At 42.6% G+C, this 25,200-nt stretch carries 17 protein-coding genes; 6 read left to right on the top strand and 11 right to left on the bottom strand.

Annotated features, from left to right (window positions below):
• The first annotated feature begins 73 nt into the window (after positions 1–73).
• Complete coding sequence (locus LKX84_RS00910; RefSeq protein WP_228235099.1) at positions 74–811, top strand: NUDIX hydrolase; 738 nt, start codon at positions 74–76, stop codon at positions 809–811.
• A 12-nt stretch (positions 812–823) separates the two neighbouring features.
• Here LKX84_RS00910 and LKX84_RS00905 read toward each other — a convergent pair whose 3' ends face one another.
• The 9 genes from LKX84_RS00905 to LKX84_RS00865 form a co-directional block, all read right to left on the bottom strand.
• Positions 824–2,986, bottom strand: a complete 2,163-nt coding sequence (locus LKX84_RS00905; protein WP_228235097.1) for a family 43 glycosylhydrolase — start codon at positions 2,984–2,986, stop codon at positions 824–826.
• 9 nt (positions 2,987–2,995) lie between these two features.
• On the bottom strand, positions 2,996–5,695 hold the full coding sequence (locus tag LKX84_RS00900) for a DUF5695 domain-containing protein (RefSeq protein ID WP_228235095.1): 2,700 nt from the start codon (positions 5,693–5,695) through the stop codon (positions 2,996–2,998).
• An 86-nt stretch (positions 5,696–5,781) separates the two neighbouring features.
• Positions 5,782–7,479, bottom strand: a complete 1,698-nt coding sequence (locus LKX84_RS00895) for a DUF885 family protein (protein WP_228235093.1) — start codon at positions 7,477–7,479, stop codon at positions 5,782–5,784.
• A gap of 94 nt (positions 7,480–7,573) precedes the next feature.
• Complete coding sequence (locus tag LKX84_RS00890; RefSeq protein ID WP_317206449.1) at positions 7,574–10,615, bottom strand: beta-L-arabinofuranosidase domain-containing protein; 3,042 nt, start codon at positions 10,613–10,615, stop codon at positions 7,574–7,576.
• Positions 10,616–10,674: 59 nt separating this feature from the next.
• Positions 10,675–12,927: a S9 family peptidase gene (locus LKX84_RS00885; RefSeq protein ID WP_228235089.1), complete on the bottom strand. Its 2,253-nt coding sequence runs from the start codon at positions 12,925–12,927 to the stop codon at positions 10,675–10,677.
• Between the two features lie 187 nt (positions 12,928–13,114).
• The gene (locus LKX84_RS00880; RefSeq protein ID WP_228235087.1) at positions 13,115–14,356 is read right to left on the bottom strand and encodes an NAD(P)/FAD-dependent oxidoreductase; all 1,242 of its coding nucleotides are present in this window, start codon (positions 14,354–14,356) and stop codon (positions 13,115–13,117) included.
• A 15-nt stretch (positions 14,357–14,371) separates the two neighbouring features.
• Positions 14,372–15,379 carry a 4-hydroxyproline epimerase gene (locus LKX84_RS00875; RefSeq protein ID WP_228235086.1) on the bottom strand — a complete coding sequence of 336 codons (1,008 nt, stop codon included), beginning with the start codon at positions 15,377–15,379 and terminating at the stop codon, positions 14,372–14,374.
• Between the two features lie 53 nt (positions 15,380–15,432).
• A complete protein-coding gene (locus tag LKX84_RS00870) occupies positions 15,433–16,956 on the bottom strand; it encodes an aldehyde dehydrogenase (NADP(+)) (RefSeq protein WP_228235085.1) in 1,524 nt (507 codons plus the stop codon).
• Positions 16,953–17,876 carry a dihydrodipicolinate synthase family protein gene (locus LKX84_RS00865; RefSeq protein WP_228235084.1) on the bottom strand — a complete coding sequence of 308 codons (924 nt, stop codon included), beginning with the start codon at positions 17,874–17,876 and terminating at the stop codon, positions 16,953–16,955. Before LKX84_RS00865 ends, LKX84_RS00870 begins: the two co-directional genes overlap by 4 nt.
• Before the next feature lie 138 nt (positions 17,877–18,014).
• On the opposite strand from LKX84_RS00865, the gene LKX84_RS00860 reads away from it, so the two are divergent.
• The 5 genes from LKX84_RS00860 (at position 18,015) to LKX84_RS00840 (ending at position 21,306) form a co-directional block, all read left to right on the top strand.
• Entirely contained in the window at positions 18,015–18,857 is an 843-nt protein-coding gene (locus LKX84_RS00860; RefSeq protein WP_228235083.1) for an AraC family transcriptional regulator, read from the top strand.
• A 76-nt stretch (positions 18,858–18,933) separates the two neighbouring features.
• Positions 18,934–19,869, top strand: coding sequence for an IS1595 family transposase (locus tag LKX84_RS00855; protein ID WP_317206448.1), 936 nt, complete (start codon positions 18,934–18,936; stop codon positions 19,867–19,869).
• Complete coding sequence (locus LKX84_RS00850; protein WP_228235077.1) at positions 19,856–20,725, top strand: hypothetical protein; 870 nt, start codon at positions 19,856–19,858, stop codon at positions 20,723–20,725. The genes LKX84_RS00855 and LKX84_RS00850 overlap by 14 nt, the downstream gene beginning before the upstream one ends.
• Positions 20,718–21,179, top strand: a complete 462-nt coding sequence (locus tag LKX84_RS00845; RefSeq protein WP_228235073.1) for a hypothetical protein — start codon at positions 20,718–20,720, stop codon at positions 21,177–21,179. The genes LKX84_RS00850 and LKX84_RS00845 overlap by 8 nt, the downstream gene beginning before the upstream one ends.
• Complete coding sequence (locus tag LKX84_RS00840) at positions 21,163–21,306, top strand: hypothetical protein (RefSeq protein ID WP_228235072.1); 144 nt, start codon at positions 21,163–21,165, stop codon at positions 21,304–21,306. Before LKX84_RS00845 ends, LKX84_RS00840 begins: the two co-directional genes overlap by 17 nt.
• A 218-nt stretch (positions 21,307–21,524) precedes the next feature.
• Here the strand turns inward: LKX84_RS00840 and LKX84_RS00835 are convergent, their stop codons facing one another.
• Entirely contained in the window at positions 21,525–23,087 is a 1,563-nt protein-coding gene (locus LKX84_RS00835; RefSeq protein WP_228235071.1) for a M61 family metallopeptidase, read from the bottom strand.
• Positions 23,084–25,069 carry a glycoside hydrolase family 97 protein gene (locus LKX84_RS00830; RefSeq protein WP_228235069.1) on the bottom strand — a complete coding sequence of 662 codons (1,986 nt, stop codon included), beginning with the start codon at positions 25,067–25,069 and terminating at the stop codon, positions 23,084–23,086. The genes LKX84_RS00835 and LKX84_RS00830 overlap by 4 nt, the downstream gene beginning before the upstream one ends.
• Positions 25,070–25,200 lie beyond the last annotated feature (131 nt).

Genomic DNA, 25,200 nt, shown 5'->3' with positions numbered 1-25,200 from the left:
CACTTATAAATTTTGTTGTGGAATCCTCCCTCTATATTTGTTTTATAATTTTAGAATTAGGATTTTAGACTTCATGAAAGTTTCAGACAATTTGGAAGTTGCCAAAGATGCCAACTTGCAACTTAATTACTACCAGAAAGAGGACCAGGTCCTTTTAGCGGTGGACTGTATCATTTTTGGATTCGACAAAAAGGATTTAAAAATATTGTTGATCAAACGGAATTTTGAACCGGAAAAAGGCAAATGGTCGCTGATCGGCGGGTTTCTAAAGAAAAACGAAAATCTTGATCAAGCTGCGGTCCGGGTTTTGAAAACTCTGACGGGACTCGGTGATATCTATATGGAACAACTTTACACCTACAGTAAAGTTGACCGTGATCCAGGGCAACGCACCATATCTGTCTGTTATTACGCCTTGATTGATGTGAACGCCCATAATTTTGACGGCATACAAATCGATTCTGCCAGTTGGATCGAACTTAAGAATGCACCGGAACTGATATTTGACCATGATGAAATGGTTCAAAAAGCGATCGCAAGACTCCGGCGCAAGGCTATGACCAATCCGATTGGATTTGAATTGCTGCCCGAAAAATTCACCATGCGACAACTCCAGAATTTATACGAATCGATTTTGGACAAAAAACTGGACAAGCGGAACTTCATCAACAAGATCAACTCTTTGGACGTGCTGGTAAAATTGGATGAAAAAGATATGACCGTTTCCAGAAAAGGTGCTTATCTCTATATTTTCGACAAGGAAAAATATGAGAAAAAGGTGGAAGAGGATGGTTTCAACTTTAAGATCTAAATTATTAGCTCCTTATTTTTCCATCAAAGAATTTGGGGCGGACGTTTTCATCAAATCCGTGATTTCGTTCAAATCCAAAGCATAATCATACATCTTTAAAGAAGCCAGATATCCGGAAAAGTGTTCTCCCACATCAGACGCTCCTATCCGTATTTTAGCATTCTCTACTTGTGAGGCCAAAACCATGATCTGGGAATTATCCAATTTCCCATCCACATACATTTTTTCCACTACCCCATCAAAGGTCAAAACCAAATGATGCCAAGTATCGGCAGACGGCAATTGGTCAAATGCCATATCAAAATGGCCGTCCAAATGGGCGGCCGCGCCATAATTACCACTGTTGAAGTGCATGGCATTGTAGCTGTTCGCCAAACCATATCGGAACCTATCGCACCAAGCAACCAAGCACTCCCCTTCCTTTCCAATTTCGGGATTTTTTACCCAAGTGGCCACGGTAAAGGCGCCGTTCCATTCCAGACGTTTCGGGACTGGTTGATCTAATTCCAATGCACCTTCGGAAAATTTAAAGGCCTTAACCCCTTCATCATCAACAGTAAGCTCCACCTTTCCATTTTTAACAAAAGAGCCACCCAGACTCCCTTGGTTAGCAATAGAATCCAAACTGCTTTGGTTGATTTCCTTGGCATCGATCCCAACTATTTGTTTATGCTGGCTGGCTATTCCCGGTCCTTCGTTAGATGGATTACTTTCAGTTTTCAGCGGAATCTCAAACAAGCTGTCGTACACTTTAATGTTCCAAACGGAAGCGAACAAGCCTGTTTTCTCGGTTCCCAAAATGGTCAATTTTACATAACGCCCATTTACATCGCCATCATCGATCATGGGACTTCCCGGAGTTCTGTTTTGTGATCGATCAGCAAATAGTTGCCATGATTTTCCATCTTTTGAATATTCCAATTTGTACTGATAATAATACCCGGCAAATTCAAATTGGGTCATCACCCTTTTAATGTTGGTGACTTGGCCTAAATCCACAGTCAAATCTTGCGGAAAGGAATTGTTACCGGCCTTCCAGAGGGTGGCATTGTGGTCATCCGTGGCATGGGCTGGACTATATTCGTAATCGAGTTGCTTGGTTTGTACCTGATAGCTTGATGATGCCAATGTCTTGGCACCCAATGCGATATTTTTTGGCACATCCGAAGAAATGTCCGCCAAAATAGTACTTGTTCCCGGTTCCACTTTTTTGAGGGTGGAATCGTTTTCAAAAATCAGTTCATCAGCAGAGACCTGACGAGACAATCCTCCTCTTGTCATGGGATAGTCATGCTTGTGATACACGATATAGTAGTGCCCATCTTCTTCCAAAACCGAATGATGCCCTGGTCCATGCACCGTTCCATCTGCATTGGTCTCCAAAATGGGGTTGTTTTCCCCTGGCACGAAAGGTCCATAAGGGGAATCGGAATACGCATACCGAACATTATATGTTTCATCATGGCAGGAACCTCCGGAGTACATAAAAATGTATTTGTCCCCCTTTTTCATCATGTAAGCTGCCTCAAAAGGTTCCGGGGTCTCTTCCAAAGGAATGTTCTTGGCATTGAACATTTTGGCCATACTCAAAGTATCCAGCTCCCCAACGGCATAACCGCCATTGTAATGCACCCAAGTGCCCCAATAGCTATAGATTTTACCATCATCGTCCTGAAAAAATTGTGCATCTAAGGATGGAAACCCTTCACGTGGATAATGATGGGCAATCACCGGGGTATCGTCCTCGTTCAACTTTTTCCAAGGACCAATCGGGGTATCCGAAACGTATCCATAGATTTTGCATCCTGCCTGACAATTTCCGAAGTAGAGATAATACTTTCCGTCCGCACCTTCAATGATATCAGGTGCCCAAAAATTCCTAAGGTTCACCGATTCCAAGGAAGGTACCTCCATGGTATAATTGTACCAATTTTTAAAGTCTTTGCTGTACCAGACCGTAGGGACACCAGATGCCAACATTTCATTATCGGTTGTGGCATAGATGTAATAAATGTCCCCAAATTTTTTAATGGTGGGATCCGCAAAATAACCCGGTAAAATGGGATTGGGCCCATGCGAGGATTGTGAAACTTCAGATTGTTCTACCTTTCTCTGGCACCCCAATACGAGCAGCCCAAAAAGGCAAAACAATTTCGTCACAACCCTAATCCTCATGGCTGGTCTTTAAAGTTTGATTTGGATTTCTTTCTTGCCCAACTCAATCTCATAGGCACCCCTCACTTTTTTATATGGAAGTGTTGTTTCACCATCTATCCGTAAATAAGCAACCGGAGTATGCTCCGTAATACCACCTAAAGTCAATAAAACTTCACCTGTTGCCGTGTTGTAGGTTACCTTTTGAACTGTTCCTGCATCCAAGGTCAACCACAGGTTTTTCGGCGCAATGAACACCCTTGATTTGGAAGCAGTTGTAATTTCCATTTCTACTACATCTCCTTTTTGGGTAAGGTTTCCACCAAAGGCCAACCATCCCAAATGTTCGTCTTTAACCAAATAAGAAGAGGTGTTCACTGCATAGCCGTAAAAACCGGAACCGTAGTCCCCTGAAATTCCATCAATTTTAAGGGTGGATGGGTACGAATGAAAGGCCGCGGGACCAAAACCATCCTGCGTAATATTGGAGATCCCGCCCAAAAGTCCACCATAACCAACACGCAACAAGTACAGATCATCCGGTTTTTTTCGGAATTGGTTCAAAACGGGGATCGCATTCAACGAGGAACCATAATGATGGATCTGACGTTCCACCCTTGAGGTTGGACCTGCTTTTCCACCATACAAAAAGTCCCAATATCTTCTGGCATTACCGTTATAGGCCCAATGCGGCATGGTAGGCATGTAGGCCAAAATGGCATTCAGGGTAATGAATGCTTTCCTGTCAAACCCAAAATAATCGGACCACATGTACACTTCTTCCTGACCGGTGGAATCCCAAGGCATTTCACTACCAAAAGGATAATCCAAGGCCCTCCAATGTTCAGCTCGTTGTTTCATTCTTTCCTCAAGATCAGTGGCCTCCTTGGTCAGTCCTTCGTTTTGCAAATCTTTTAATATCAAAAGGAAAACAGACCCTTCCATTTGACCGAATTGGGCATAATAAGGTGCTTTTTCCACCATGGCAACACTGGTCTGGTAGGCGTTTTCCAAATACCAATCCCAAGAATGGTTGTCCACCAATCCCTGATGATATCGCGCCAATCGGTATAATACCCAATAGGCCGCAGCCACATGGGGATAATTATACGACCTGCCTGGATCATTGGCATGCTTGTGGTCCCAAGCCGCCCAGGTATTGTAGTTCACTTTTTCGTCGTAAGTGCCTTTGGGCAGGGAATCCGGAGAATAATAAAACACGCTCTTTTTTACCCCATATTTGTTCGGTCCTTCATTGTATTGGATGTTTCCCCAAAGGGTTTCGTCCACAAAATGTTGCAGTTTGGTTATTTCCCCTCGATCTGGCTGAACCAATTGCTTCATAATGGCGGCCAACCAGCTACCTGCACCACCTTCATCACTTAATCCACTGATCCACGCCCTCCCATCTTTGGTAACCTGTTCCTTTTTCTCGTAATCGTATGTTATGGGCGATGGATTTCTGCCAAAAGGATCATTGGGATCATCGAACCATTGCTCAGTGGTCAAGAAATGTCCAAAATCACGGATGACCTCAGATTCGGGTTTGATGACTTTGTAGTTCACGGTTTGTTGCACCCCATCAACATAGGTAATGGTAACCCGGGCCCTGCCCCAATTTTTTCCTTGAACCACATATTTTAAGCTGCCTGATGGTGTTTTTCCATCTGCTTTTATTTCCAAAGCACCTTTTGGCTCCACTTTTATAGAGGCCACTTCATTTTTATATTGAAGGAAAAGTTGCCCTTTTACATCCTGTGGCAACACATAGCCAGGTACGCCCACAGCTACCGGTAGCGCTTCCTGTACCAAGGTTTCTTGAATATTTTTAATCCCTTCGGACAAGACCAGCTTGAAGGAAAAGTTCTTGGACTCCCCAGGTTTTAATACAAGGGAAGTCGGTTCATTCCACTGCTCCACACCTTTCCATTCATTTTCAGCATAAGCCTTGCTGTATACCATCCACTCATGAAAACCTTCAAACACGATGCTTTTAGGGGTGGGGTCGTCAATTAAAGGCCTATAGTTCTCAAAAGCCATATTTTCTTTCGGCAATACCAATAAGGCCGGTCCTCTTCCACTTAAACGCTTTACTTCCAAATAGCCGGCATCTTTTCCGATATAAGGATCAAAAAATACATTTTGGGCATGTGTTTCCACCAACGATTTACCTTCTAGTATGTTATTGAAGACCATCGGGATACCCAATGCTCCAATTTCGACAGGTGAGCCCGACTTGTTTGTAATTTCAAAACGTATGACCAGCTTGTCATTATCCAATTCGTAATAGCGTTTTACCGAAACCGGAATATCGGATGGCAAGGTATTGGCCAAATCGGCGGCGGCCAATATATTTCCAGTGGTTGACAAAGGAGTCACTGTAGCCCGGTGGTATGCAGTGGAATACTTTTTCCACTCTCCGTTAGCTTCCTTGATCCTAAGATTGATGTCTCCCAAATGATACAGACTATCCTTGTCCCTAATTTCCAATCGGTCACCTGGAGTGAAATCAAAATAAGGTTCTTTGACCGGGTTCAAAGCGGCAACGGTTTGGGAAGCTCGCACCAATTTCAACTTGAAATCCGGCGTTTCAAATTTTTGATATACATCGGAAACCCCCAAGGTGGATTCCCTTTTTTCAACGCGACTCCAATAGGTCTGTTGCGCTTGTGCTTCAGGTAATATGATGGCGCATAGAAGGACAGCCATCCAAAAATTGATATGCTTCATTTTGGTCTGTATTCGATATTAGTGGGAAGAGAATGGGGCAATTCAAAAGAATTGCCTGGTTCCTTTATCCTTATTTCAATAGTTTTTTACTTGAACTGAGTGGAGAATTTCCACTTGGTCTTGTAATTTTTGTTCAAGGGAAGATCTTGCAACAAGCTTCGCAATAATTCAATGGGGATTCTGCCTTCCTGCATTACCCTATCATGGAATTGCTTCTCTGTCCAACCTTTCTCCAGCATCTCATTTCGGAGTGCATAAAACTGCAGGCCACCCATCATATAGGCCAACTGGTACAAAGGCGGATAGTTGGTAGTGAAGGAACGGCGCACCTCAGCTTCGGCATTGGCATATTCGTGGCCTACTTGATCCACCAAAAGATCAATACACTGTTGAGGGGTCATTTCACCCAAATGGAATTTTAGGGAGAAAATGATCCGCGCACAACGGTGAATCCTCCAAAAGAGCATACCCATTTTTTGCTCGGGTGTTTGCGGAAAATCCTTGTTCCAAAGAATGATTTCCCAATACAGGGACCAACCTTCCGTCCAGAATGGTGTGGAAAAAGGTCTTCTGTAACTCTTGTTCCTGCTGGTCATAAAGTATTGTAAGTTATGGCCTGGCAGCAATTCATGTTGCACCGTTGGAAACGAAAAATTAGGGTTGTTGCCACGCATGCTCATCAACTTATCGTCATGATCCATATCTAAAGTGGGATACGAGATGATGATATCCCTTCCACCCAAAAAGAACGGGTTCACCTTTTGACGCTCTGGACTCATCATTTCCATCCCCCAGGTTTCCTTGGCCAATTCTGGCAAGGTGATCAAATCACGATCTTCAATAAATTTCACGGAATGGGAATACAAATCCATGATGGCCTGCGGTTGATCCCCAGCTGGTACATAGGTGTTCTTCACATGTTCCAAGGCCGCTTTCCAATCGTCACCGTAACCCATTTCACGGGAGGCTTTGATCATTTCACTTTTGCACCAAGCAAATTGTTCTTCTGCGGTTTTGATGAGTTCAGCAGGAGTGTATGGGATAAATTCCATAGCCAGACTTTCCTTAAGGGCCGCTTCACCAATGGGTTTTCCTATGATTCCACTTCCATCGTCCTTAACACTGTTCTGCGAATAGTTGTTTTTGAGGAACTCGGCATAGGTTGTAAGCTCTGCGTTGATTTTTTTGTAGGGTTCCTTCACCCACCATGTAAAATCCGGGTCGTAAGCATAGTAGAAATTATAGGCTTCTTCCAATCCTTTTTGAAGTGACACTACTACTCCCGAAGCCTTGTCGGCCGTTTGCCAATCCTTGAAGGGTTTGGATTTCCAAGCTTCGGTATCAGCAGTTATGGTCTTTGAGGCATCTTGAAGTATTTGGGCGAAATTTTTGGCATCAGGTCTTTTTCCCCTTCTTCTTTCCTTGATAAAAGGGTAAATATCCTTGGCAAATGCCGCAACTTGCTCTACTTGTTTGAATTCATCATAATCTTGATTTAAAAAATAGGACCCTTTGGTCACTTGGTTTTTCAACAGCACATAATCCACTTTTCCCTGTTGCGAAAGTCCATCAAAATCCAATGCAGCCATTTTTTTCTCCCAATCGGCATAAAAGGTTTTGAACCTTTGATAATATTCTTGGGATTCATGGACATTGTAGGTTCGGTTCAACGCCCAATTGTCCGCTTCAAATTCCGTAACTAGATCGGCCAATTTGCTGTTCTGTGCCGAAGCGATAGAACCGATTAAGGCAAGTGCCAAAGTCCCGATTTTCTTTAAACCCATTTTGATCATGTTGGTGTTGGTTTTTAAAAATGCTCCATGAGGTGCATCGATTGGTCTTTCAAGGTATTAAATTGTTGTCTCTTTTCTTACTGATTTATTTTAGGGTTACATCCAAATACACGGAATGCCTTCCATAAGTTTCATAAAAGGGTTTAAAAACCACCCCATCAATGGTGAACTCCAATTTCTCTGGATTACCTTGGATCGTTTTGCCCAAATCACTGGCATCCAAAGTAACCTTTCTCCAGTCATTTCTAGCTTCTGGCTCCTGGGCCACTAGCAAGATAGGACCGTAAAACAAGCTGGCAATATTCTGTTGGTCCATCACTGGATCTAAATGAAACTGAAAAGGCATTTTGATATCCACAGTGTCTCCATTTTTCCAATTTCTGGATAAGGTAAGGTATGAACCGGTCTGGGCCAATACTTTCTCTTCCTTACCATTGATCTTCACATAAAACCCTTTGGTGGCCCATTGGGGTACACGAACGTTAAGGTTGAATTTTCCTTTTCCCTTTATGATCAATTGTGTATGATCTTCCTTAGGGAAAGTGGTTTTTTGTTCCACGGTGATGTTCCTTTCTTTCCATTGCAAGGTGGAAGGAACAAACAGGTTCACATACAAGGCTTTATGATCGTGACTTTCAAAATAAATGGAATTTTGAAGTTTGGTACTGCTCTCCAAAGCGGTACCGTTGCAACAGGTAAATCCGGTCATATCGGCATTGCCAAACCTTTTGATGGAACCTGGTCTAAGCGGCACGTGGTAGGTATTTGCCGGACTATCCTCAGCCACCGAAGCCAAAATATGGTTATACAGACCTCGCTCATAATAGTCCATCAACTCGGTACGCTGATCGAACATAAAAAGGTTGCGGGTCAACTTGAGCATGTTATACGTGGCACAGGTTTCGTTCTGTCCCCCTGCGGAAAACCCATTTTCATACAAAGTGGCGGGTTGACCAATAAAACATTCAGCGTTCGTAGGATTTCGGGCACCTGCAACTCCCCCAATACTATACATGTAATCGTTCTTGGCCTTGTACCAAAAGTTATCCGCTACACGGAAGTATTCGGGAATTTCGGAATCCCGATAAATTTCCAATGCGCCCATGATCTGAGGAATATGCTGGTTGGCATGCAACCCCCTAAAAGTGTCTACATTTTTGGCAAGTCCGTGCGAATGTTCGGCATCGCCAAAAAAGACTTTGATGTTATCGAACAATTGTGCCACTTCCAAATAGCGATGCTCATTGGTGATTCGGTACAAACGGGCCATGGCTTCGTTCATGCCACCAAATTCTCCAGCAATGTAGGTGTTCCACATGCTGATAAGGGTATCAACCGGCACTTGACTTAAACGGGCATGTACCCAACTTCCCATTCCTTTGGCAATATCCAAAGCTTTTTGGTTTCCGGTAACCTCGTAAATATCCATCAAGCCGGCCAATATCTTATGCAAGGTGTAGTAAGGTGCCCAAATCTGTGTTTTTTGGGTCCCGTACTTGGCTCCTCCTTCCAGCATGATGAATTGGTCGGGCGGGTAGGCACTGACAAATCCTTCGCCCCAATTCCAATAATCGGTTCTGATACCACCTTCGCTCAAATCGGAATCAAATCCTTCCCTTCCATCGCCCGGTGGCACTTCAGTTGGATTGGAAACATATGGCCCACCAGCTACATTTGCATGCCCAGAAAGTTGGGAAAGCTCATAAAGGGTATTCACCATATAATCCATTTTTTTGGCAAAGTTGGCCTGCAAATTTTTGTCGTACCCCGTACTGGCGTACGCTTGGGCAATGGCTGTAAGATAATGTCCCGTGGCATGGCCGCGCAATTTGGTCTCCTGACTGTCCCAAACTCCCAGAGGTGTTGCACCTGCGGGTTGCGGTTGACCAAATGCATTTCGGAACATGTATAGGAAGGCATCCGGGTTGGTCTCCGCCAAGGTATTGATGAACTTATCCCTATTTTCAATAAACTTGGTTTGATTGCCCAAGGCGTCTGAATCCAAGGTAACATCTGCAAGTTCAAAGGCTTCCAAAGTTTGGTGTGGGGTTGCTTCATCATCACCACTTTTAACTGTGATAATGGCTTTGGGTTGAAAATTGGTACCTGCCACTTTTCCAATCACCTCATAAGTACCTGGTTGTTGTACATCGGCATTGTCTGTTGGAGCTGGCCATAAAACCCTAACCTCAGGACCTTGGACACCACTTTTGTAGGTTCCTTTTACAAAACGTGGTAACCTTGGAAGATTTCCAACCTTTGTTTCTACCTGAACATCGGAAACACCGGCTAAGTAACTATTGTACAATTGGGGGTTATTGGTTTCAAATTGGGGAAGATTATCCTCCGGTTTTTCTCTCCTAACCGCTTCTTCACCTCCCCTTAACGCAATGTATCGAATCCTTCCAATTTGTTGTTCACTCAACGGAATGCGATACAGTCTAAAATCATGGATTTTCGCATTTAGAAAGGGATTATTGGAGGTAATTGATCGTCCGATATACAACAGGTTTTCATGCGTGAACAATTCTTCCAGTTCCATTTCCATGCTCTCCACCTGTCCTACTTGCTTGCCATCAACAAAGATGCCCATGGTTTTGGAAGGAATGTCAAGGACTACCGCCAAGTGTATCCATTGGTTGGTTTCAATAGTAATATCGTTGGCATGGGCCGTATACTTTTCCTTACCATTTTGAAGAATCTGAGCCTGTAATCTATCTTTTTTCTTGGTTCCAAAAGGAGATACAAAAAAGTGTGTGCGGTCATCCTTTCCAAAGTCAAAAAGGGTCTGACCCACTTGATCAGCGTTGAAATTCACCCAAGCAGTGATACTTAAAGATTCTTCTCCTTCCACGGCTTCTCCAGGAATGGAAACAAAGGTCTTGTCATCTCCTGGCAAGGAAAGTACCTTACCAAACTTTTCATCATCTTCAAATTGGGCATTTGGACCATAAATTCTACCATGTAGATTATTACGGGACCAATCCTTGGCATCACCATTGAAGATATATCGGGCTATCATTCCCGTTTCACCGATACCATCCAATATTTGATTGCCACTTTGGGCCACCATTGTCGACATGCCAAAAACAAGGCCCAACAAGGTGAAGTAAAATTGTTTGTTCATTTTCATTTTTATGCTAAAGCTTTTATTCTGAACATTTTCAGTTCAACAATATTTTTTAATTAATCATAAACTTCTTCCCAAGAAGGAGGGGTAACTCCCAAAAGATGCTCCACAAAGAAATCCTTGCGCTTACGTTCCCCAAAATCGCCTCCAGAAGAGTGCCCCATGCCTGGAATGGTGACCAACTCAAAATCTTTGTTGGCCTTGATGAGGGCATTGGCAAATTGCATCGTGGTCGCCGGATCCACATTATCATCCACCTCTCCCAAGATCAGCATTAAATTACCGCCCATTTGGGCCGCATTCTCAATGTTGGAGCTAGCTGCATAATGAGGTCCGATGGGGTAACCCATGAACTGCTCGTTCCACCAGATCTTGTCCATTCTATTGTCGTGACAGCCACAGGAAGATACGGCCACATCATAAAAATCCGAGTTGAACACCAAGGCAGCGGCGGCGTTCTGCCCACCTGCCGAGGTTCCAAAAATTCCAACTTTATCCGCATTCATGTACGGATACTTTTTGGCGGCTGCCTTGATCCAAAGTTTACGATCGGGAAAGCCCCCATCTTTCAAATTCTGCCAACACACATCATGAAAAGACTTGGAACGATTGGATGTTCCCATTCCGTCAATCTGTACCACAATAAAACCCAGTTCTGCAATGGAGGACATAGACCAGTAATAGGCCCTAAAATCTTTCGGCACAAAAGAACTATGCGGTCCAGCATAAATGTACTCCACTACGGGGTATGTTTTATTGGGATCAAAGCTGGTGGGACGAATAATCACGCCCCAGATGTCCGTTTTTCCATCACGTCCTTTTGCCGTAAAAACCTCCGGCGCAATCCATCCTTCCTTTAATAAAGCTGAATGATCTGCCTGCTGCAAGGTCATGATGGTTTTATTTCCTCGGGCCGATTTTAAAACAGTCACCGGTGGCATGTCAACCCTGGAATATTGATCTACATAATAACTATGGTCCTCGGAAAAAGTCACGTCATGGTTACCATCTTCCTTGGTGAAACGGGTAAAATTCTTTCCATCAAAATCTACCTTGCAATAATGGATAAAATAGGGATCCTGATCTTTGTCCAATCCACTGGCCGTGAAGTAGACCTCCCTCTTGTCTTCATCCACGTGAACCACTTTGCGAACTACCCATTCACCTTTGGTAAGCTGCTTTTTTACTTGGCCTGTTTTACCATCATACAGATAAATATGGTTCCAACCGTCACGCTCCGAAGTCCAGATGATCTCTTGTCCATCCTTTACATCGTATCGGTATTTTTTACTGCTGTAATCGATAAATGTATTGCTGGTCTCATTCACCAAAACCTTCACTTTTCCCGTGGAAGCATCCACCTCAATAACCTTGTAGGCCTGATGCCCCCTTTGGTTGTATTCGAAGGTAAAGGCTCGACTATCTTCCCGCCAATCCATATTGTTCAACCCAAATTGATGGTCGAATTCGGTAGCAGGCACTTCAATATGCTTTTTGGAATCCACCAAAAACAGTTGCGGACTTTTAAACGGTAGCTCGTCACCTGGCTTTAAATAGTCCCTGGACTGCAGTTTAGGTTGAAATTGGTCCGTTGGGCTAGACTCCACAAAATAAATTTTGCGATCGTCACCGGGGCGGACTTTGTAAGCCATGATCTTTTTGCCATCGGGTGACCATTTAATGTAGGTTGAATAGAAAAACCCGGGCGCCCCATCATAACTCAATTGGGTCTCTTCCCCCGATGTATTGTCTTTGATATAAACGTTACTGTTTTTGATAAAAGCAGTCATGGTAGAATCTGGGGAAGTTACGGGAGGATTTTTGGTCTCATCGAACCTACTTCCCCAATATCCGCGTTCCCAGCCTTTCTTTTTCTCTGGTGTTTCAAGAACCGTCAAACTAGTACTATCAGGCTTATAGGAAAGCCTTTTTTCATCGAATGTGAATTTGATTTCACTTAATGAAGCATCAAAATCCAGTTCCGTGATTTCCAAATTATCGGAATCCACTTCCTTACCAAACTGATCGGTAAGCAACTGGGCCAATGCCACTTGATCAAAACACTTTTTCTGGGAATCGGATGTAGGATCAACCCACAGATATTCCTTTCCTTGAGAAGTATTGTTCACATACCACAACAGATTGTTCTTTAGCCAGTGAAACTCAGAAGGCGTATTGACTACTTTATTCCGGAATAGGGAATCCAGGGCAATAGCCTTTTTATATTCCTGTACCGTACCCTGCCCAAATACAGGTCCGAATGTTATAAGTATAAAAAATACACTTATTTTTTTGACAAAAGATTCCATAACTTAAATAAGTCTAAAACTAGAGATAATCTCCTTTGATTTATCCTTTCATATTACCACAAACCAATACTATATTACCCTTAACATCCTTAAAAGGACAAAAAAGCATAAATAATTGGTCTAATGATAGGAGTTTTTCGACTTATGTATATTACCGAACTGCGGCAAATAAACTTTAATGATGTTGTTAATATCTATCGGGGGATATCGGGGCGAGATTGATCGAAGTGGGCCTGTTGTCAATTTGCTCAGCGATCAATTTACCGGTTATGGGACCAAGGCTCCATCCCATCATAGCGTGTCCGGCCGCAATCGTCAAATTGGAATACTTGGAGGTTCTTCCAATAAAAGGAAGACCATCAGGAGAAACAGGGCGCAATCCAGAGGTAGCATTCTGCTTTTCACTTTCATTGATTTCCACTTCGCGGTAGTGTTCCTTGACCGCAAAGGCCAGGGCTTCAACACGCTCTTTACGAACCATAGTATTGTTTCCTGAAAACTCCATAGTTCCTGCAAAACGGGTAAAACCTTCCATTGGGGTAATGGCGGCCTTGGCATCTACCAAAATGGTGGGCAGGGTAATCCCGGTTGGGCGGTGTACATCCATACTATAACCCTTGCCTCCTTGAATAGGAATGTTCAATTTTAGGGATTTTGCTAAATCGGAAGTCCAACTGCCACTGGCTAACACAAACTCATCCGCTTCATAAACCGAATCCCGAGTTTTCACTGCATTTATACCACTTCCTTTGGTCAAAAAATGGTCCACGGTCTGGTTGTATTGAAAAATCACTCCTTTGGATTTCAACCAAGTTTTTATACCCTCCATGAATTGCTGGGGGGTCATGTGGGCATCACATTTGTAATGTACGGCGCCGATAACCTTGTCCGATAACACAGGTTGAATCTTGTTTAATTCCGCTTTGGAAAGTAGCACTGCGTCCAATCCCAATTTTATGGCTTTTTCGGCCACTTCATGCTCTTCATGTTCACTTTTGGCCGTGCTATACGCCATCAAAACACCCTTTCTTTCGTAGTGAAAAGCAAAATCAAGGTCGGCAACCATTTGCTCATACAGTTCCCTGCTCTTCAAATTGAGATCTTTGATTACGGGAATAGCTTTATTTACCTTGGAAGTGGTAGCAGCTTTCTTAAAAAGGTAGGCCCATTTGAAGAACTCCACATCCCATCTTGGTTTAATATAAAAGGGACTGGAGCTATTGAACATCCATTTGATGCCCTGGGTAATAATCCCTGGTGCGGCCAAGGGAATAAAGTGGCTTGGGGTTATGTAACCCGCATTGATAAAGGATGCCCCGGTGGACATGTCCGTACGGTCCAAGACGGTCACTTGATGCCCTTCTTTTACCAAATAATAGGCACTACAAAGTCCAGAGATACCACCCCCAACAACAACTACTCTCTTCATTTTTAAATGATTACATCAAATTACCTGGAATCCGTGGGCATAGGGGTCATCATCATCAATAATGATGTTATTGTAGCCCGTAACCTGCGCCCAACCTTGAATACTGGGAACTATTGCCTTCATATTGGCCAAGGTAGTTTCTTGTTCCACTCTACCAACAAACTTGCTCCCGATAAAGCTTTCATGGATAAACGGTTCACCTTGTTTTAGTTTTCCTTTGGCATGCAACTGTGCCATTCGCGCAGAAGTTCCAGTTCCGCAGGGAGAACGGTCAATGGCCTTGTCCCCATAAAAAACGGCATTCCTTCCTGAGGACGTAGGATCAATAGGTTCCCCTGTCCATAACATGTGGCTCACATCTCGGATGGTACTGTTTTCTGGATGAATAAAACGGTCAGGATATTTTTCATTGATCCGTTTCCTTACTACCTGGGAGTATCGTATGATCTGCCCAGCTGTAAAATTTTGGATACCGCTAAAGTTTTTTTGCGGATCTACGATGGCGTAGTAGTTTCCTCCATAAGCCACATCAAAGGTCAGCTCGCCCAACTCTGGACATTCCACTGTCAAATTTTCGGCGGCCAAATAGGATTTTACATTCACCAAGCGCACCCAATCCACCTTTTTTCCGGTCTGTTGATATTCAATTTCCACCAATCCCGCAGGAGCTTCCATTCGTATCTTACCAGGAATTTTTGGCGTGATAAGTCCTTCTTCAATAGCAATAGTGATGGTACCAATAGTGCCATGTCCGCACATGGGCAAACACCCAGAAGTCTCGATAAACAAAATAGCAAAATCATTTTGGGGGTCATGTGGCGGGAAGAGAATACTTCCACTCATCATGTCATGCCCCCTAGGTTCGAACATGAGTCCTTTACGGATCCAATCATATTCCTTTAGGAAATGCTGTCTTTTTTCACTCATGTTCGCACCCAAAAGATTGGGGCCTCCCCCTGCCACAACCCGCACAGGATTGCCACAGGTATGTGCATCAACACAAAAAAAAGTTTTTCTTGCCACTTGAAGGTCTTTAAAACTATGCTATTTTTTGCAATACTCTAAAATAGAACCGCTTACCCTTTTAAATGTTCGGGCAGCAATTCTTGGGGAAAAGACTGATAACTTACAGGTCTCACCCATCTTTTAATGGCATGTACACCTACCGCAGTGAACCTTGAATCGGTTGAGGCGGGATAGGGACCTCCATGCTGCATGGATGGGCAAACCTCCACTCCGGTGGGAACACCATTGTAGATGATTCTACCTACCCTATTTTGGAGGACTTCCACTAATTCAAGTAAATCCATATCATCATCATTTTCCGCGATGAGAGTACCTGTCAACTGGCCTTCCAAACCTTCTATGATCTGAAGAAGTTCAGCCTCATTTTCACATTGGACCACCATGGAAAAAGGTCCGAAAACCTCTTGGTGTAATTTTGGGTTGGCCAAAAAATCAGTCCCGGAAACCGTAGCCACAACTGATGCTGCATAATTGGGTTCCAAGGTTCCTTGAACTTTTCCAACCACGGTTACCCCGCTTTGGGAAGTTACATTTTCACCTTTCTTTTCATACCCGCTTTTGATATTGGGGTGCAACATACATTGGGGATCCAATGCAATGGTTTCCTTGGCCAGTTCTTCAATGAAATTCTGGGTATGGTCTCCTTTAACGGTCAACAACAACCCAGGATTGGTACAAAACTGACCTGTTCCCAAGGTGATGGAACCTGCGTAAGTCTTAGCTATTTCAGAAGCTCTGTTGGCCAGGGCATTTGGTGTAATGATCACAGGGTTGATACTTCCCATTTCCGCAAATACCGGAATGGGTTCTTCCCTTTTGGAAGCCAAGTCGAACAACGCCCTACCACCAGCAATGCTTCCGGTAAAGCCAACCGCTTTTACTTTAGGATGGCTCACCAAATCCACACCGGCTTGAATGCCGCCATTAATGCTGGAAAACACTCCTTTTGGCATTCCTGTTTTTTTAGAGGCCTTCACAATGGCCGAAGCGACCAATTCCGAAGTTCCGGCATGCATGGGGTGCGATTTTAAGATGACCGGGCATCCAGCGGCCAAGGCACTTGCCGTATCACCACCAGCCGTAGAATACGCCAAAGGAAAATTACTGGCACCAAACACGGCAACGGGACCCAAAGGGATCATCGTTTTTCTTATATCGTCCTTTGGAAGTGGCTTACGATCGGGTTGGGCGGCATCGAATGTGTTCTCGCGCCAATCTTCAGTAGTTACCAATTCGGCAAACGACCTTAATTGGAATACAGTACGGCCCCTTTCTCCAACGGCCCTACCTTCGGGCAACCCGGATTCCAGCATGTACATTTCCACCAACTCCTTATCCAAAGCCAATATTTCATCAGCAATGGCATTCAAAAAATCGGCTCTTTTGGCGCCCGACATTTTGCGGAAAACCTTAAAAGCTTCCCACGCTTTGGTCACGGCTTCCCCAACCTCCTCTTTTGTGGCTTCCACAAAAACGGTGGGGTTTTCCATATTCAATTTTGGGTTGATGGTCCTGAACTCCACCTTCCCTTTAGCTATAAATTCTCCTGCGATACAGTTTTTACCTGTAATCATACTACACTTTTAAGATTCTTATATTCGGGCAGTTCCGGTCTGGTTGCCATGGCCGTTTCGATGACGTTCAACACGCGTTTGCGTTCCTCACCTTGAAGCGGCAATCTTGGCGCCCTTACATTCTCGGTACCGATACCTGTGGCCACTTCTGCCAATTTAATGTTCTGCACCAATTGTGGGCTGATATCCAATTCCAACAAAGGCATAAACCACCTATAAATTTGCAATGCTTCTTCTATCTTACCCGCTTTTACCAATTCGTAGATGGCAACGGTCTCTGCAGGATAAGCACAAACCAATCCAGCTACCCAACCATCGGCACCGATGACCAAACTTTCAAGCCCGAGGGTATCCACACCTGTAAATACCTTTAAACGGTCGCCAAACCTATTCTGCAAACGGATTACATTGGTAATGTCCCTGGTAGATTCCTTGATGGCCTGGATATTCTCACATTCCAACAATTCTTCCATCATATCCAAAGTTACTTCTATTTTATAATCCACAGGGTTGTTGTAGATCATAATGGGCAGTGATGTACTGTTCGCAATAGCCTTAAAATAGGCAACGGTTTCATAATCGGTGGCCTTGTAACGCATTGGAGGTAATAGCATAAGTCCTTGCGCACCCACTTTTTCTGCATGTTGAGCAACAGCAATGGCTCCTTTTGTACTTTGCTCCGCGATGTTGATGATCACAGGAATCTTGCCTTCCACGATGGATAAGGCGGTTTTGATCAAAGTCTCTTTTTCATGAGGTTCCAAGGTACTGGCTTCCCCAAGGGTTCCACCCAAAATGATACCATGAACACCAGCCTCCATTTGAGCCTTCACATTTTTTTCGAACATAGCAAGATCCAATTGGTCATCGCTAGTAAACTTCGTGGTTAAAGCAGGCATTACGCCTTCCCATTTAATCATAATAGTCAATTGTTTAGACTACAAAAATAAAAAGAGTTGTCCGCAACAAATGTTCAAGTTATTAGCTTATTATAATACTATATTAACCCGTATATTGCCTTACACCTTTTTTTTTAATAATATTTGTAAAAAGATGCTTTGAAAGTTCTACCTTTTAAAATACCAAAACCCAAGGACGAGGCCCTGGTCTACCAAGTAGATCGGGAGAAGGTGCTTTATGACCAGCTCCACCAACATGGTGAAATCCAAATCAGCTACGTGGAAGTGGGTTCGGGATCGTTGATCGTCGGTGACACCATCAACGAATATAAGGAAGGTGACATTTTGATTATTGGTGGATTCATTCCCCATGTTTTTAGGAGCGATATCAATGCCACCGAGGAATCGGTCATGCACACCCTTTTTTTTGACTACAATTCCTTTGGAAAGGATTTTTTCAAACTTTCCGATCTTTCCCTTGCCAATGAATTCTTCAAACAGTCTGAGTTTGGCATGAAAGTACTTTCCAACCAAGAGGAGATCATCGCACTCTTCAATCTATTGGGCCATCAGAACAAGGTGGAACAAATAGCCACATTATTGCTGATCATCAGCCAAATCACTAAATCGAAAACAGAACCTCTTTCCTCTTTCGTGTACCGAAAAAGTTATTCGGATGATGAAGGAAAACGTATGAGCAATGTTTATGAATATGCCATGGAACGATACCATGAACAAATTTCCCTGGAGGAAATCTCGGAACGGGCCAATATGAGCAAGAATGCCTTTTGCAGATACTTTAAAAAAAGGACTAACAAAACTTTCTTTCAATTTTTGATCGAGATCCGCATTGAAAGTGCCTGCAAAATGATCATCAACAAACCTGAACTGCCCATTTCCTTGATATCGGAACAATGTGGCTTTAGCAACATTGCCAATTTTAACCGAAAGTTCAAGGAACTAAAAGGCTGTACCCCTACCCAATACAGAACCCAGTTCTAAACTATCTTTGGTAATTATATACTTGTTTTACCCAAATAAAAGTTGTATATTTACAATGTAAATCAAATAAATAGCCATGTGTACGACCAATAAAAAATTTACAAACCTAGTTGAAGTGATGATGCACTTTTCCGATAATGAAACCTGCAAGGAGTATTTAGCTCAATTAAGGTGGAAAGATGGAGTTGTTTGTCCACATTGTGGTAACACTGAAAAGATTTACACCATGAAGAGTTGCTATAAATGTGCGGAATGCCGTAAACCTTTTTCCGTTACCAAGGGTACGATATTCGAGAACAGTGCAATCCCATTGCAAAAGTGGTTCGCTGCAATTTGGCTTATTACTTCCCATAAAAAGGGGATTTCTTCTTTACAGTTGCACAGAGATTTGGGCATAACCCAAAAAAGTGCATGGTTCTTATTGCAAAGAATCCGTTATGCAGTCCGTACACGCTCTTTTAATATGCCCCTTACAAACACCGTTGAGATTGACGAGACGTACATAGGGGGCAAGAACAAAAACCGTCATGCTGATAAAAAGGTCGAGAAATCACAAGGAAGAAGCGCAAGCGACAAGACCCCTGTATTCGGATTGGTCGAAAGGAACGGGCGAATAGTGGCAATGAGGGTACGAGATACCAAAAGGGCCACGTTGATGCCCATAATCCATAAGAGCGTTACAAAGAACGCCAAACTTATGACGGATGAACATACGGCCTATAGAATGTTATCCAGTTTGTACGACCATGAAATGGTCAACCATTCTACGGGAGAATATGTTATTGGAGAATGCCACACGAATACGATAGAGGGCTTTTGGTCTTTGCTGAAACGTGGCATTATAGGGATATACCACAACGTTAGCGAAAAGCATTTGGACGCCTACGTTGATGAATTTGAGTTTAGGTACAATACGAAAAACATTACAGATGTTGAGAGGTTTGAAAATATGTTATATTTGGGTAACTCCCCCCGTATAACATATAACCAACTAATCAATGCAAGAACGTAAAGTTTTCTCAGTTTTCCGTTATCAATTATTACCAACAACAACTAAAATTCAAACTCGCATAGACGAAAAATATAACACCTATGAAGAATTGGTTGAAAAGAAAAATGCCTTCTTCAAGGAAGTTATAACGAACAATAAATTGAAATTTAGGGGAAAGGGATATGATGTAATTAGTAGAGTGGAAAATGTGATTGGGGAATACATTTTTTTAAAAATGGGAGTTCAAAAAGTAGTAAGCCTACATGATAAGGACTTCAAGAGCAAAGTAGAGTATAATTATCCTAATTCCTTGGTCTATATAAACAATCTAAAGGATAAACAGTTTATGTTGATAGAACATGATACGGAAGCGTTCTCCAAAACAGAAGCTCTAAAGAATATTATAGAAAAATCCGTAAACAATGCGCTAAAACACTTCGATTTGAACGTATATATTGAAAAAATAACGGATGTTTCCCAGTTTTGGGACACCATTCAAGAATATGAAGGCAGAATAAAAACATTGAGGTTTGAGTTTATCAAACCAAATATGAGCAATATTTCGGGCAAGGCTGTTGATGCGATAAGATTGCTCAGGAACAAAGCTAACAGCCACAAAACTAACTTAGAGTTGAATGCCCCTAAGAATGGTGTTCTGGAAAACATAAACCCAGAAAACAAGGAAATATCAAGTTTAGCACAATATAGTGCTGATGGTGGTGGAGTCCCAAAGATTAAAGTAAAGAAATATAGAAAGCTTATAAAAACAAGCGATAGGGAGGAAACTATTGAAGTCGAAGAGATAAACATTGAAGGAAAACCATACGAAAAAATAGCTGAATTATTGAACACCTTATTTGACACTCAAATTGAGTAATACAATCTTAAAAATATTAGCGAGCCTGGGGCTGGCCGTTATCCTGAACGGCTTAGAATATTTCCTTAAAAGTGACTTTCTGTCTACTTTTATTGAAGAGGATTTAGTCGGTCTATTATTAACACTTCTTGCGATCAATACAGCAACCAGTACTGTTATTTCCTCTAAGTTAGAGGACATAGCCCAAAGAACAGGTGCAGATTTTAGTGATGTTGTTAAGGAAATCAAATTTTCATTGATTGAACAGATAGTAATGATTATTCTCTCTATTATCTTGTTGATTTCTTTAAAAAGTAGCTTTCTTTTACAATCGATAGATCATATTGGATTTGTGATTAATCTTGCATTATCAACTATTTTGATATATTCAATTGAAATACTTAGAGATACAGGGGTTACAATTTTCGACATAATAATAGAATTGAACAAAAAAGACGATGGAGAAGAAGAATAAAAACGATAAGCCAGTAAACATCAACATGGGATTTGAAGAAGCCATGCAACGGCTATCCAACGTTCCGAAGTCACAGGTAGAAGCCAATATAAAAAGGCACAACAAGAATAAAAAGAACAACGAATAGGATTGTACGGATGTTAGCTTTGAATCCGTGCATACCGACCAAGTTCATTGATAGGTAAGAAACCAATTTGATTTGATCGGCAGGACGCCCACTCTCGAAATCGCTGAATCAGTGGCGGTTGGTAGATGGATTGGACAACTTACATAATTCAAAGAAAAGCCAACGTCCGTTGGCGTGAATCAATTATATCTTTTGGGTAAAAGTAGTATATAGTTACCCTATCTTTTTGATATTGGGTATAAAAGGGATTTCTTGATCATCAGTTGTTCCTTCGTGGCCTTTTCTTTTTCGGACAGTTGGTATGATCTTTTGATGAAACTCGTCCCTTCCTCCAACGGGCTCAAATCTATCTGTAGTCCGGCATGATCCAAGTATTTCTGATAATCGATTTCGTTCACCGTATCTACATAATTTTGTAGCTCCAACAAAGATTTTCCTGCAAATTGCTCACAAATGGCCCAAAATTCCTCTTTTGTGAACCCTCTTTTCTGCTTTAGGAAATATTTGTTGTACAAAAACTGCATGACATCATCCAAGGATTTCTGATTTTTAGAACTTTTACGGATCTCCAGATCTAACAGCAATCCAATTATTGGGCCTTTGTTATAGTAGGATATAGTGGTCTGATCGGTATTTTCATCCCTATTGAGGAAATTCAACCAAATATCAAAACTTGAACGGGAAAGCGACATATGATTTTTCCCCTCAATGTTCTCATACCTTCTAATGGAACCGCTCAAATAATCCAAAGCTTCCTTAGGCTGCAACAAACCAGCACGGAGCATGATCAAGTATTCGTAATACACCGTAATCCCTTCGGAAACCCAAAGCATATCGGTATAGTTTTCCTTGCCATAATCAAATGGACCTAATGCTATGGGACGTATGGCCTTTACATTGTAGAGGTGAAAATATTCATGGGTGATGAAATTCAGAAAATCTGTGTAGTGCTCCTTGGACTTGAATTCGAACGATCCGCTGGTAAAAACGGCTTGAGAATTCCAATGTTCCAAACCACCGCCACCTGCTCCCATCATGATGAAACAGTAATTTTGATAGGGAACATGGCCCATCAATGCTGTAGTGGCCGAGATGACTTTTTTAAGATCATCCACAAAGGTATCCTGTTGCAATCCTTCAGGTGTTTCCATCGCCAGATGATAGGGCCTTCCATCATGTTCAAACTCTATTATTTTTTGATTTCCAATATATATGGGGCTGTCATATAGCACATCAAAATCCGGGGCATTGTACTGGCCTGCATCATTCTTGACCAATCCTGTTGAAATTGCATTCCAATCCTGATAAGGTTCTATCTTCAAAGTTACCGGGACATCAATTTTATCCTTTGGATACATGAACATGGAATTGGGCATGATGAACGCCTTGTTTTGATCCACGAGGGATTCTGCAACGGATTTTTTATTGGCAAAAACCCGATATGTGACCACAATGCTTTGGTTTGTTCCGTTGTTGACCACCCACGTATCCTTAGATTCCTTGTGCCAGTCCAACATTTCCCCCTTGTCATTTTTAACCTGAAAGTCAACCACATAACGAGGAAAATCCAAAATCTTGTAATACCCGGGAGACCAAACTGGCAACATAAAACTTGTATTCGGGGTGAGAAGCTCGGAGCAAGTAAACTGCACCTCGGCATAATGTGCTTCGGGTTGGGTAAAACTCAATTTAAAATCCATTTTGGATTGTGCCGAGCAGATGGCACTTACCCCAAAGAACAACCCGATTACCAGTACTGAAAGTTTTTTCGACCTCATCATTTTTCAATTAGTTTTGTGGCGATGGCCACCCAGCCACCAGATTTATTCAATTTAATGTCCATTTTGGTTTTGGAATCCACGTTGGTTTGTTCCAACACATAATCCCGGGCATTTTTATCCGAGTTCACACCATCCCTGAAGATTTGCAAACTGTAGTTTCCTTCATCCAAGAAAGAAAAGTCCAGTGTAAAGGACTTCGGAGTAGAATCGTTCATGCCGGCAATGTACCAGATATCCCCATGTTTACGTGCCACCAAAATATAATCGGATACTTTGGCATCCAATACTTCGGTCTTGTCCCAAATAGTTGGTATACCGGCAATGAAAGTGGTGGTCTCATCTTCTCTGTAGTAATTGCTCGGCGTATCGCTCAACATTTGAAGCGGTGCTTCAAAGACCACATACATGGCCACTTGATGGGCGCGGGTTCCCATAGCCATGGGGCGGGTAAAACGGGCCATAAAATTTTCCTTGTGCACATTGTCCAACCCTCCAGGGGTGAAATCCATTACCCCAGCCGTCATTCTTGTAAAAGGAAGGGTGAGTTCGTGTTCCGAATCGATCTTATCTTCCCATTTGGTATTTTCCAACCCTTTTACCCCTTCAAAATTGATAATGTTCGGATAGGCACGTCGCATTCCTGATGGTTTGAAAGCTCCGTGGAAATCGACCAAAAGTTGACGTTTTGCCGTTTCTTGTGCCATCCGCTCGTAAAAATTGACCACATATTGATCGGCACGTTGGATGAAATCGATCTTCACTCCTTTTACGCCCCAACCCTTAAAAATATCCAATATGCCTTCCATGTCTTCATCCAAGGGTCTCCAAAGACTCCAGAGAATGACCCCTACCCCTTTTTGATTTCCATATCTAGCCAGCTCGGCAACATCGACATTTGGGTTGGGCTCACGCACATTGGTTGTGGTCTTGGACCAACCTTCATCCAAGATGATATACTCCAAACCGTAATGGGCGGCAAAATCGATGTAATATTTGTAGGTTTCGGTATTGATCCCCGATTTAAAATCCACGCCATCAATATTGTTGGCATTCCACCAATCCCAAGCCACTTTTCCGGGCTTTATCCATGAAATGTCCTTTAATTTTAAGGGATCTGCCAATTGATACACCAAATTATTGGAAACAATGTCCTTATCCGAAGGGGAAACCATAAAAACCCGCCAAGGAAACGTTCTATTTCCAGAAGTCTGGGCAATGTAATCGGCCTCCAATTCAATGGACTCATCACGATCCCGTTTCTGCTCCTTGGTCTTTAAGACCACTTTGGGATACAAACTGGCAAAACCCGACCCCTTCTTTTGCAAGAACATATGGGGGTAATCATAAATATTGGATTCGGTGAAGGAAACACTTGGTTCGTTTACCTTGGTGAAAAGTAGCGGTACGTTGGCAATGGTACCTGTAGTAATGTTTTCGGAAGGAATGGCCTGAAAATAATTTTCAAAATGTGATATCAAACTTTTCTCCTCGGGTAAATAGCATGTTGTTTTCTCGTTTGGGGAAAAGGTGAGTTTTTCATCAACCACCTGAATTTCCTTTTTACCCAGCTTGGTCACATACCTAAAGACGCAGCCATTATCATACACCCGCAGTTCCAAATCAAAATCCCTGAATTGCAGCGTAAGTTGATTGTACTCGTCGGCAACTTCCCTATTCTTCGTCGGCAAATCGACCTGAATGGTATGCTTTTGGGAAAACTGTCGCATGTTCATTGTTTTTGATCTGGCTATGAGGGAACCTTTTCCATCAATGATCAAATCGGAGACCACATCTTCCACCAAAGTTTTTTCTGCGTAAGCCAACTTAAGGTGCAGTTCTTCCTTTACCGAAACGGTTACTTCCAAAGCCCCGTTCGGTGATTTAATCGAAGATTGCCCATATGCAACCGAGCTTAAAGCGAAGAACAGCAAAATGAAACCGATCTTGGAACCGATTGGGGTAAAAGTTTTGAATCCTTTCATAATTATATTGTATTGATCTGTGATATGCGCGTGGATTGTGAATTTAAGCAACTATACATTGGCCCACAACAAGCCCTATGATCTTGGTGATATTTTCCTCTTTTCAGGAAAAAAGAAAGCGAATGGGTTTC

The sequence above is a fragment of the Allomuricauda sp. M10 genome, assembly GCF_020782875.1.
Taxonomy (GTDB): domain Bacteria; phylum Bacteroidota; class Bacteroidia; order Flavobacteriales; family Flavobacteriaceae; genus Flagellimonas.
The sequence above is the reverse complement of the archived record's forward strand: the minus strand, read 5'-3'. Positions and strand labels throughout refer to the sequence as shown.